At 68.6% G+C, this 11,167-nt stretch carries 8 protein-coding genes and 2 pseudogenes; 4 read left to right on the forward strand and 6 right to left on the reverse strand.

The features are described from left to right. Positions 1-313: 313 nt before the first annotated feature. Positions 314-505 (forward strand): annotated as a pseudogene (locus RMN56_RS06080) (phosphorothioated DNA-binding restriction endonuclease); the annotation flags it as partial. A 126-nt stretch (positions 506-631) separates the two neighbouring features. Then, positions 632-880 (forward strand): YDG/SRA domain-containing protein, encoded by a 249-nt coding sequence (locus RMN56_RS06085; RefSeq protein WP_313722854.1) that lies wholly within the window; start codon positions 632-634, stop codon positions 878-880. Here the strand turns inward: RMN56_RS06085 and RMN56_RS06090 are convergent. Next, positions 833-1,831 (reverse strand): IS481 family transposase, encoded by a 999-nt coding sequence (locus RMN56_RS06090; RefSeq protein WP_313722855.1) that lies wholly within the window; start codon positions 1,829-1,831, stop codon positions 833-835. The two genes, RMN56_RS06085 and RMN56_RS06090, sit on opposite strands and share 48 nt — an antisense overlap. 156 nt (positions 1,832-1,987) lie before the next feature. Here RMN56_RS06090 and RMN56_RS06095 point away from each other — a divergent pair, with 156 nt between their 5' ends. Continuing rightward, positions 1,988-2,542 (forward strand): YDG/SRA domain-containing protein, encoded by a 555-nt coding sequence (locus RMN56_RS06095; RefSeq protein ID WP_313722856.1) that lies wholly within the window; start codon positions 1,988-1,990, stop codon positions 2,540-2,542. A gap of 238 nt (positions 2,543-2,780) precedes the next feature. Here the strand turns inward: RMN56_RS06095 and RMN56_RS06100 are convergent, their stop codons facing one another. From RMN56_RS06100 to RMN56_RS32625, 5 genes and pseudogenes are all read right to left on the reverse strand, one after another. Beyond that, entirely contained in the window at positions 2,781-5,222 is a 2,442-nt protein-coding gene (locus tag RMN56_RS06100) for a M14 family zinc carboxypeptidase (protein ID WP_313722857.1), read from the reverse strand. A 246-nt stretch (positions 5,223-5,468) separates the two neighbouring features. Next, on the reverse strand, positions 5,469-6,359 hold the full coding sequence (locus RMN56_RS06105) for a hypothetical protein (RefSeq protein WP_313722858.1): 891 nt from the start codon (positions 6,357-6,359) through the stop codon (positions 5,469-5,471). Between the two features lie 120 nt (positions 6,360-6,479). Then, the gene (locus RMN56_RS06110) at positions 6,480-8,633 is read right to left on the reverse strand and encodes an MMPL family transporter (protein ID WP_313722859.1); all 2,154 of its coding nucleotides are present in this window, start codon (positions 8,631-8,633) and stop codon (positions 6,480-6,482) included. Positions 8,634-8,787: 154 nt separating this feature from the next. Beyond that, on the reverse strand, positions 8,788-9,378 hold the full coding sequence (locus RMN56_RS06115) for a hypothetical protein (RefSeq protein WP_313722860.1): 591 nt from the start codon (positions 9,376-9,378) through the stop codon (positions 8,788-8,790). 244 nt (positions 9,379-9,622) lie between these two features. Then, positions 9,623-10,606: pseudogene (locus RMN56_RS32625) on the reverse strand (L-histidine N(alpha)-methyltransferase); the annotation flags it as partial. 154 nt (positions 10,607-10,760) lie between these two features. On the opposite strand from RMN56_RS32625, the gene RMN56_RS06125 reads away from it, so the two are divergent. Continuing rightward, on the forward strand, positions 10,761-11,114 hold the full coding sequence (locus RMN56_RS06125; RefSeq protein ID WP_313722862.1) for a nitroreductase/quinone reductase family protein: 354 nt from the start codon (positions 10,761-10,763) through the stop codon (positions 11,112-11,114). The last annotated feature ends 53 nt before the right edge of the window (positions 11,115-11,167 follow it).

Here is an 11,167-nt window from a genome sequence, read left to right on the forward strand (position 1 = left end):
ACTCCTCGATCAGAGCCCGGAGGAGTGCCTCATCCTCCCGAAGAATCAGGCACGCCTTGGGTCTGCAGCGAGCCGATCCGCTCGTCGCGGCCGGTGTCGTAGGCAAACTGCCCAGGGAGAAGTAGCCGGTTACGCAACCCTACGCGAGGAGTTCGGGCAGGCTTTCGCCGAGGATGCGATTCGGACCATCAAGCTACACACGCACCGTCCCCACCACCGGCGCGACGGCAGGTGCTTGGCTGCCAAGGTGCAGGGGTTGAGGGTGGACCCGTCGCCGGCGGCCGAGGCGAGCATCGTCGCGTTGACCGGACTGGCGCTCGGCCTCGATGCAAATCTCCGCATTCACGTATCGGCCGCCTTCACGGCGCGAACGAGCGTCGGACGCAGTGTGTACGACCTGCATGGCCGGATGCTGCGGCCACGTCCGGGCACGCCTGTCCCGGCAGCCGACCACGCCTCCTGCCACCTGCGAGAGGTGTTCAACGGCGAGCCGATGAATACATAGAGGCGATGCGTCCCTGCCGCCTATCGATCTTAATGGCCAAATGGTTTACGGTGCCGGCATGAGTGGGCGGACATACGGAGAGATCTCAGGCTATCCCGTTGGGTCGACGTTTCCAGCCGAGCACACATGGCCGCCTCAAAGGTTCACCGACCGCTTCAGGGTGGGATCTGCGGCGGCAAGGACGGCGCAGAGTCCATCGTGGTGTCAGGGGGCTACGTCGACGATGAAGACTACGGCGATGAGATCGTGTACACAGGTCAAGGAGGCAACGATCCCTCCACCAAGCGGCAAGTCGCTCACCAGGAACTCACCCTCGGCAACGCCGGCCTAGCTGTGCTGTCCAGGGACGTTGGTCAACCTGGTGATGGGTGGTAGGCCGCCGATGGCTGAGTGAGGCCGGTGGTAATTGTAATGATGCAGGAAGGCCGGTAGGGCTTTCCTGCGGGCTTGTTCGCTGTTGTAGAAGCGGGCGATGGCCCAGCCGTCGGTCAGGGTGCGGTGGAAGCGCTCGACTTTTCCGTTGGTCTGGGGCCGGTAGGGGCGGGTCTTCTTCGGCCGGATGCCGAGCTCGGTGCAGGCATCACGCCAGGCGAAGGATTTGTAGGCCGAGCCGTTGTCCGACAGCACGCGTTCGACGGTGATGCCCCGGGCGGCGAACCAGGCGACGGCGTTGCGCAGCACGTCGATCGCGGTCGCGGCTTTCTCGTCATCGCGGATCTCGGCGTAGGCGACGCGGGAGTGGTCGTCGATGACGGTATGCACGAACGCAGTACCGATCTGTGGTTCGTAGGTTTTGCTGCGGGCTCCGGTGCGTCCGGCCGTGGCCTCACGGTTGCGGCGGCCTTGGACCCGGCCGACGTAGCGCCAGCCGCCGCCGTCAGGAATGCTGCCGTACTTGGTGACGTCGACGTGCAGCATCGCCCCGGGCCGGTCGTGTTCGTAACGCCGGACGGGTTCGCCGGTGATCCGGTCGAGATGGCTGAGCCGGCTGAGCCGGCAGCGGGTCAGCACCGCATGCACGGTCGAGGCCGGGATACCGAGCCGCCCGCCGATCTGCACTGGACCCAGCCGCTGTCTCCACCGCAGATGCACAATCTTGCGGACCACCGGCCGTGGTGTCCGGGCCGGGCTGTGATGCGGGCGTGACGAGCGGTCCTGCATCCCCGCCTCGCCCTGCTCGGCGTAACGCTGGGCCCATCGTTTCGCCGTGCGCCAGGACACGTCATAGCGTTCGGCGGCCCGCGCGACCGGCCAGCGTTCCTCGATGATCAAACGCGCCAGCCGCAGACGCGCGCGTGGAGTCAAAGCAGCATTACGGTGGAGCACGAAGGCCTCCTGTTGCCGGAGCGGTTCCTAGACAGCTCCACTCCACAACCGGAGGCCTTCACCCGTCCAGGATCTAGATCAGGTCGTCACACAACCTCGACCAACCTGCCTGGACAGCACACCTAGCCCGCGACCAGCTCGAGGGCAACCCCGTACGTGTCATCCGGGGCTGCCGGCGGGGACCCATCCTTCTCGCCATCAACCGGCTTCCGCTATGACGGACTCTTCCGAGTAGTCGATCACTGGCGCGCCGATGGCAAAGACGGCTTCCGCATCTGGAGATTTCGACTCGTCAGCCTCGACAACGTCGACCGACCACCGGCCAGAGAAGAGACCGGCACGGCACCCCGTATCCCTGCGGTGATCCAGCGTCTGGTGCGCAGTTCCGCACTCGCGCTCGAGGTCAAGCGGCTCTATGAATACCGCTGCCAGATCTGCGACATTAGACTGGAAACTCCAGCCGGCCCCTACGCTGAGGCTGTGTACGTCCGTCCCCTGGGCCGCCCTCACAACGGTCCCGATTCTTTCAACAACATCCTCTGTCTCTGCCCCAACCACAACGTCCTCTTCGACGCAGGGGGCATCTGGATCGGCGAGTATCTTGAAGTGTTCGATACAGCCACAGGCCGGCAGGTAGGCACGGTGCGAATGGCGGCGGAACACGGAATCGCCTGGGGCCACCTTGCTTACCGTGCGTCGCTGCTTACCTAGCTCTACGTAGGCATCTCGCCGAAGGTGTCCTTGGCCATGCGCACTCTGGGCAGTCGCGCCCGGCATGAAGCACCAGCGAGGTGGGCGCGGCCCAACGGACGTCCTCCGAGTCGGCAGACCGATCCGCACTTTCACTACGCGACATCAGCCACGCAGTGCGGGCCGGACTTCCACATGCTGGTGGCCGCGTGGCCGCCGACCGGGAGGTCGGCGGCCACCAGTTCAAGCGGTGCATTGGCTATTGGACGGCTACCGCCTGCTTGTTGTAGTTCTTGCCCGCACCGTCCGGCTTGTAGTTGCCCTCCACATTCCCGGCGATGTCGATCGAGAACCAGTTCACCGTCGTGTCGCTGTTCACCGTGATGCTCTGGATCCCCTCGCGCATCCCAGCCAGCGCCAGCTTCGGCGAGCTGTACGTCGGTCGGCTCCCATCAAGCGTGTAGTACACGTTCGCCGGCTCACTGGTGCTGAACGTAAAGGCCGTAGCCCCCGGCTCCCGCTTGACGATCTCCAGCTGAGTCTTCGGCTGGACCTTGTCCGTCGCGTACGCCCGGGCCACCTCGAGAATCGCGATGTTGCCGTTGGCGAACTCCATCGCCTCCTCGTGTCCCTCGGCGAACGGCGGCTGGAAGCCGACCGCGTTGAACCGCCCGGTCGCCGGGTTGTAGATGTCCGCGCCGACCTCGAAGTCCCAGCCGATGATGCCCCGGTTGTACCAGTGCTCGTCGGCGCTGTTGCCGGCCGCCGAGTACAGCACGTCGGTCACCGGCCCGGTGCGGCCCGGCCAGATCGCCGTGCCCCGGTATTCCTGGACGCGGGAGAGGATGTAGTCCGAGGAGGTCCAGAAGTACGCCTCGGTGCCCTGGTCCACCCGCGGCAGCACCTCGCGCCCCTCGGCCTTGTACGCCCCCGGCGGCCACATGAAGTACCCGCCGTAGGAGTGGGTGTTCATCGACAGCTTGATGTTCGGGAAGTGGTCGACCAGCCAGACCTCGTTGCGCGCTTCCGGCTCGGACAGCTCGTTCGGCCCGGCGAAGGTGTCGCTGGTGCAGTTGGTCGCGGACGCGCCGACGTAGCCGTCGAAGACGGAGCCGACCGAGAAGTTCCGGTTGACGTCGACGCCCCAGGCGTTGCGGCGGCCCGGGTCCGCGTTGGACGCCGGGCAGTAGTTGGTCATGTTCCGCCGCTGCATGTTGTAGTCGTACATGCTGTAGTGCGCCCCGTCGGGGTTGACGACCGGCAGGATGAAGATGTCCAGGCCGTCGACGATCTTGCGGGTGTTCGGGTCCTTGGCGTAGTTGCGCAGCAGCCGTTCGGCGGACTCCACGCAGACCAGCGGGGTCACCCATTCCCGGGCGTGCTCCTGGCAGTAGAGGAAGACGCCGACTTTCGAGCCGTCGCGGTGCTTGCCGATGCGCAGCACCTTCATCTGGAACGGTTCGCGGGACACGCTCGCCGGCGCCTTCAGGTTGTCGGTCAGCCCCGTCACCGGAGCGGCGGCGACCACGCCCGTGCCGGTGTTGCCCCGGTACGTGCTGGCGGTGAGCAGCTTGGCCGCGTCGGGGTTGCCGTTGATCGCGGCGACGACCTGCGCCGCCGTGCTGGTGATGGCGCCGGAGCCGTCGGTGGCGAGGCGCACCGTGACGGCCTTGCCGGACACGCTCACGCTCAGCGGGGCGTTCGCCGTGCCCGGGTTGACCAGCGACATGGTGATGTCGTTGCCGCCCTCGGAGCCGTACGCCGTGGAGGTGACGTAGAGGGTGCTGGCCGCGGCGGTGCCGAACTGGGCCTGCGCGTTGCGCCGGTAGCCGTTCGTCTTGTACGGCAGGTCGATCAGCTCGGTCAGCCCCGGGAACTCCGCGGCCAGGCCGGTGAACCGCGCGGTGACCTCGGTCGGGTCCATGTAGTGGTCGACGAAGTCCGACACGTACGGGTGTTTGCCGGGGTTCTTGCGCGGGTTGCCCAGCCACTTCGCGACGTCGACGGTGGCCGAGCCGCCCTTGTTGCTGGTGATGGTGGCCCTGGCCGGTTTGGCGGTGATGGGGACCGGGTTGCTGAAGCGGTGGTACATGTACTGGCCGGCGTCGGTGAACCGGGACATGGTGGCGGTGCCGCCGGAGCCGATCTCCGTGCCGGGTCCGCTGTCCCAGCTGGCCGTCAGCACCGTCGTCGAGTCGGTGCCGGCGCTCGACTTCACCTCGACGTTGAGGAAGAGCTGGTTGTCGAGGCTGGAGAACCATTCGGCCCGTAGCACGGTCAGGGTGTCGGTGGTGGCGGTCGTGGCCGTCGCGGCCCGGATGGCGGCGGACCGTTCGGCCATGTTCTGCGCGTAGTCGCTCTGGTCGGAGATGGCGTCCTGGACGTCGAAGCCCTTGTCCCGCAGCGCCTGGCTCTCCTGCGGGCTGAGGATGGCGTGCACCTCGATGCCGTTGTCGACGGGCTTGACGTACTCGGCGAGGTCGACGCCGAGGTGGTTGAGGCGGTCGATGCCCGACTTGTCGGCGACGACGATGCGCATCAGGCCGACGCCGTTCTGTTCACCGGTCGACGACCGGTCGGGGGCCACGGCGGTGTCCGTGCTCGGACTGGCGAGGCCGGGTGTGCTGACGGCGAGCGCCAGCGGTAGGGCGATCAGGGCCAGGAATCGGCGCGGGCGGTTGGATCTTCCTGTACTCCTCATGAGAGTCCTTCCGGCGAGGCGATCCAGAAGGCCGCGCAGTCGAGGCGTCGGGGTAGGTCACCCCCGGCTGCCGCAGCTACACACAGCGTCGTCGCCGTCTCACCATCAGTCAAGATCTATGGCGGCCCGCGCCCGCCCGGATTTCGTTTATCCCGGGGCGGTAGCGGCACCCGCCGGCGGCCAGCCCGTGAACGAGGTCGCCGCTGGGCGGGGCCGTTCCGGCGCCGGGCCGGGACAGCATGACGGTCAGCCAGTGATGGTCAGCTCCACCGGCAGGCCCTGCGTCACCTCCAGGACCGCCCGCTCCCCCAATGGTCGCGACAGCTCGAGGGTGGCGCTGCGCGGCGCTCCGATGGCCAGGCATGCCTCGTCCTTGGCGTGCCGGTACTCGATGACGATCACGACGACCGCCAGGTCCGACTCGACCGCTTCGGCGCTGTAGTCGACCCCGCAGGGCCTGCTGCTGGGGCCGGGCGCGCCGGTGAAGGTGACGGTCAGTTCGCTGCTCGCGGTCGTGATGGTCGCTGACTCGATCGCCAGCCCCTCGTGTGGGTGATCCGCGTCCCAGGGCGGCGGGGTCACCCGGACGATGGCCGACGAATCCACCGCCACCCGCGCCAGCCGCACGGCCGTTCCAGCGAGGGTGTACTCCCACGCCGGGGCGGCCGCCAGGCCGCGGGTGGTCGGGACCGTCATCGTGCTCAGGCGAGCCCCGGTGAGCTTGAGCGGCGCGCAGCCGGAACAGTCGCCCGTCCCCGCGGCGCGCAGCTGCGCCACCGCCCCGTCCGCCGAGATCAACGGCACGTCCTGGCGGGTGCCGTTGGCCCATACGATGGCGCCGACCCGCTCCGGCGCCGCGGGCAGCGCCGTGGCGGCCTCGACGCGCCCGGCGGACAGGGTCTCCTTGTAGGACCCGTTCGCCGGCTCCCAGTCGCCGAGTTGGCGGGTCAGCTCCCCCACCGGAACGAAGGGCGCGCCTCCCGCAGCGCGAACCGCCTGGTCGTACCGGTCCAAGGCGCCGCCTGCCTGCTGGCGCAGCCCGTCGAGCGGGTCGACGGCCGGGCTGTTCCCGGCGGACCCACAGCCGCCGAGCAGGGCCGCGACGGTGATCCATGGCAGTACCCGACGCCGATGCATGGTCGCTTTCTCCACCTCCTTGAGACGCCCGCACGCCGGTCCGGGTTGCGCCTCACCGGCGTACCGGCGTCGGCTCGATGGGAACCCGTACGGCCGGTCCTGCGCCGCCCGAGCCGACCGCTACGCCTCCGCCGTGGCCGCGGGTTCCGGCGCGGCGTGCCGTCCCCTGGTCGGTCTCTCGTCCCCATGCCCCGGCCACCACGCCTTGTGCCCGATCAGCGCTGTCAACGCCGGCACGAAGAACATCGACATGACGAACGCCGACAACACGATCCCGATCGCCACCGCGAACCCCATCTGCTGCAGGAACGAGATCGGCGCCAGCATCAGCACCCCGAAGGTCCCGGCAAGGATCAACCCGGCCGCGGCCACGGTCGGCCCGGCATGCTCGACCCCGATGGCCGCCGCCTCATGCGGCTCGTTCCCTTCCCGAGCTTCTTCCCGCAGCCGCGCGATCATCAGGATGTTGTAGTCCGTCCCGATCGCCACCACGAACAGGTAGAGGATGATCGGCAACTGGAAGGTCACGCCGGGGTTGCCCTGCAAGCCCTGGAACACGTAGACCGTCGCGCCCAGGGTCGCCGCGAAGTTGAGCAGCACCGCGATCACCAGGTAGATGGGCGCGACGAGGCTCCGCAGCAGCAGCGCGAGGATGAGCGCGATCAGCGCCGCCGCCACCGGCAGGATGACCGACAGGTCGCGGTTGTTCGCCGAGTTGATGTCCGCGAAGATCGCCGTGGTCCCGCCGACCAGCGCCTTGGTGCCAGGCGGGGCTGCCTCGTGCAGGGCGCCTCGCAGGTCGTCGCGGACGAGCGTGATCGCCTCGTTGGAGACCGGGTTCTCGTTCAGCAGCAGGTTGACCCGGGCCACGCTCGGGTCGGTGCTCCGCTCCGGCGGCTGCGCCTGGCCCACTCCCGGGGCCTTCGCGGCGGCCGCCGCGAAGTCGGTGACCTGCTGCTCGGTCAGGGGCGTCCCGCTGCCGGTGGTCAGGTAGACCTCGGTGGGCGCGAGGGCGCCGGCGGCGAACCCGCGCTGCAGGTCCTTGGCGGCCTTCGCCGACTCGGTGTCCTGCGGGAAGCCGGCGCTGAAGTCGTAGTCGGCCTTGTAGCCGAGCACCCCCGCGGCGAGCGCCACCAGCAGGGCGCCGGATGCCGCCGCGACGAGCGCGGGGCGGCGGCCGACGGCGGTGCCGAGCCGCCGCGACAGGGTGGCCTTGGGGGTGCGCTGCCAGGCCTTGGACGGCCAGAAGACGTACCGGCCGAGCAGTGAGACGACGGCCGGGATGAGGGTGAGCGAGGTGATCAGCATGACGGCGACGGCGATGGCGAGCGCCGGGCCGAGCGAGCCGAAGAAGCCCAGGGACGCGAGGAGCAGCACGAGGAACGCGACGATGACGGCTCCGGCGGCCGAGGTGATGACCTCGCCGACCCGCTGGACGGAGACGATCATCGCGGTGCGCTTGTCGTCGCCGGCGCGCAGCCGTTCGCGGTAGCGGAAGAGCAGGAACAGGATGTAGTCGGTGCCGATGCCGAACAGCACGATCAGCAGGATCGTCTGCAGGTCCTGGCTGACGTTCAGGTCGAACGCCTTGCCTGCGGCGGCAACGAGGCCGGTCGTGATGGTCAGGACCGCGCTGACGACCACGACGGGCAGCAGCGCGGCGATGGGGCTGCGGAAGATGATCAAGATCAGTCCGATGATCAGGATGATCGTCGCGACGCCGACCACGGCGAAGGCGCTGTTGAAGGTGTCCTCGTTGTCGACGAAGCTCGCCACGTCGCCGGCCACGCCGGCGGTCAGCCCGCTGCCGGCCAGGTCGGGGCCGATGGCGGCCCGCAGGTCGCGTACGGCGTCGAGCAGCGCCGGGTCGTCGGGGGTGGTGGCGTCGAGCCCGACGTTGATCACCTGCACGGACCTGTCCGGCGCCACGGCCGGCGGGCCGGTCAGGTAGCCGGACGTCCGGGGGATGTTCCTGGCCTTGAGCGACTGGGCGAGCTGACCCACTTTCGCTTCGTCGGCTGGGGTGAGTTTCTGCCCGTCGGCGCGCTTGACCACGATGGTGGCCGTGGCGGTGGCCTGCTGCGGGAACGCCTTCTGCCCCAGCTCCGTGGCCTGCACGGACTCGTAGGAGCGGGGCAGGAAGCTCTCCTGGTCGGCGGAGGTGATGTCGCTCAGCGACGGCGTGGTGAGGATGATGGCGGCGGCCGCGAGCACCCAGCCGCCGATGACCCACCACGCCTTGCCCACGACGAATCTGCCCAGCCGCTCGAACATGGTTTCCCCCGGATGTGTTCGGCTCACCTGTTTGTCGGGAGCCCAGAGCGTCCGTGGGCCTGCCCGTCACCGTGACGGCAGCCTTCGCTACCCGCTGTGCATCGTACCGTCGGGGGGCAATCCTTTTCGGACGCCGCTCCGCCGCACCGGGCCCCTATCGAGGGGCAGGCCGCGCGGTCCGGGGCAGCGTGGCCAGCAGGCCGGTGAGATGTTCCTGCATGCGTTCCAGTGGACCGTCGGCGCTGTGCAGCCCCTGGTAGAGGTCACGGAGCACGTCGTCGGAGCCGTTGGTGAAGGCCAGTATCTCGGCGAGGGAGAGCTGGTGGTTGAAGATCTCCGCCTCGTTCCGCCAGTCGTGGAGCATGCTGGACAGCCCTTCGTCGCGCCGGGGGGACAGCACGGCCGACGACAGCGCGGCGTTCACCGCCGACAGGCTCATCCGGGGGTAGACCTGCCGGCGGGCCGGCTGCGCGGCGTCCCCGGCGAAGGGCGGCGAGGCCAGGATCTTCCGGTTGTCGTGCAACTCGTCGCCGATGGCCTGAAGGGCCTCGGCGCGCCGCTCCCGGCCGGCCGCCCATCGTTCGGCCACGATGCCGGTGATGCCGCCGAGCAGGCCCAGGACCTGCACGGTCGGCTCGAAGCTCGACGTGCCGGAGGACCGGCTCCACCAGACGGCGCTGACGACGAAGGCCACCGCCAGGCTGCCGGCGGTGACCAGCATGATCCAGGTGCGGGGTGCGGTCACCCACGACGGCAGGGGCGCCGGGCGCGGTCGCCGCCCCGGTGCGCTCGTCATGTGCCGGGGCGGCGGAAGACGTCCCGGGCGGCCGTGTCGTGGCCGTTGCCGGCGTCCGTGCTCGACAGGAGCATGAGGTCCATGCCGAACCGGCGGGCCCTCTCGTAGCCTGGAACTGCGTGAACGCCTCGCTCTCCACGAAGAGACCGGCCTTGGCCAGCGCGGCCGCGAGGGCCTTGAGTTGGTATTTCCGGGTGATCAGGAGGCGGATGGTGTCGCCGCTCGGGAAGTGGACCTCGCTGCGGTTCGGGAGCACGATCTTCAGGTCTTCGGCGGACTGGTTGCAGTAGATCACCTTGATGACCAGGGACCGCCCCTCCTCGACCACCCCCTCGAAGCGGACGTGGTTCATGTTCACCGAGAGGTCGGTGTTCTGGCGCAGGGCGCTGATGACGAACTCCCGGAACACCCAGCTGGTCTCGTATTCCCGGGCGGCCTGCTGCGCCATGCGGTCGTCGAGGTGCGACGCGGTGGCGACCTCCACGAGCAGCCGGTCCTGCGGGCGGAGGAGTTGCTTGCTCAGCCGCTCGACCAGGTCGACGTCCTCGTCGAAGTTGGCCATCGTGTTGCCGAGCAGGGAAAACAGCACCGGCTCGTCCCCGATGAGGCGGTCGCGCAGCTCGTTCAGCTCGGCCACGTTCTCCTCGACCGAGAAGTCGAGTTGCACCGGCAGCAGTTGGTTGCGGAACTGCCGGAAGAAGGGCAGGGCCTTTATCGGCTTCAGGCCCAGGCGCAGCATCTCCGCGCTCATGTCGACGGGCACGTAGTACATCTCCGGGTTCGCCCGCTGGAGGTCGGCCAGCACCACGGCGTCCTTCTCCCCCGTGCCGGGGCCGAGGCTGACGTAGTGGTAGGGCCGGCCGTGGTGCCGGGAGTGCAGGCTCCGCCAGCGCCGGGCGAAGGTCTCGATCCCGTCCCTCATGACCGGGTAGTTGGGGTCCGTGCAGGCTCGCTGCCAGTTGACCGCTGGTTCGATTCCCCAGTACGAGTACCCGGACACGATCCGTTTCTCGTCACCGGTGGACGAGAAGGGGCGCTGCAGTTCGGCGGCCAGTTCGTTGAGCTTGCGGGACTGGTCCTCGCCCACCAGGCACAGCGACCAGGAGAACTCGGTTTCCGAGATGACCTTTTCGAGTCTGCGCAGAAGCTTCAACTGTTCCCTGGCCGGCTGATCCATGTGCCATCCCCGTCCCCATGCTCCGCCCGCCAACCTTAACAGCGGCAAAGTCTCCTCAGTGGACCGCGAACCGGGCGGTGACGAGGTCGTGGAAACCGCGGCGGCCGGGCGCGGGAGCGCCTAGCCTGGCGAAGAGGGCGCAAGGGGGGAAATCGTGGCGAACGCGGTCTGGGACGCGCTGGACGGGATGCGCGAGGTCGAGATCACCGTGACCGGCCGGCGGACCGGCCGGCAGATCACCCACCCGGTGTGGTTCGTGCTGGACGAGGACAGCGTGTTCCTCGTCCCGGTGACCGGCTCGGACAGCCAGTGGTACAAGAACGTCCGGCAGACCCCGATGATCGAGGTGTCGGCGAACGGGACGGCGTTGAGTTCGAGTGCCACCCCGATCACCGAGGGCGACCGGGTCAATCACGTGGTGGAGCTGTTCAAGGCCAAGTACGGCGCCGACACGGTGGAGAGCTACTACCCGAAACATGATGTGGCGGTGCAGGTGCCGCTCGGGTAGCCGGCCTGGTCGCGGTCAGAGCCTCCCCGGCGATCCTTTCCGAGGAGGCTCTG

The sequence above is a fragment of the Micromonospora halotolerans genome (assembly GCF_032108445.1).
GTDB classification, from domain to species: Bacteria; Actinomycetota; Actinomycetes; order Mycobacteriales; family Micromonosporaceae; genus Micromonospora; species Micromonospora halotolerans.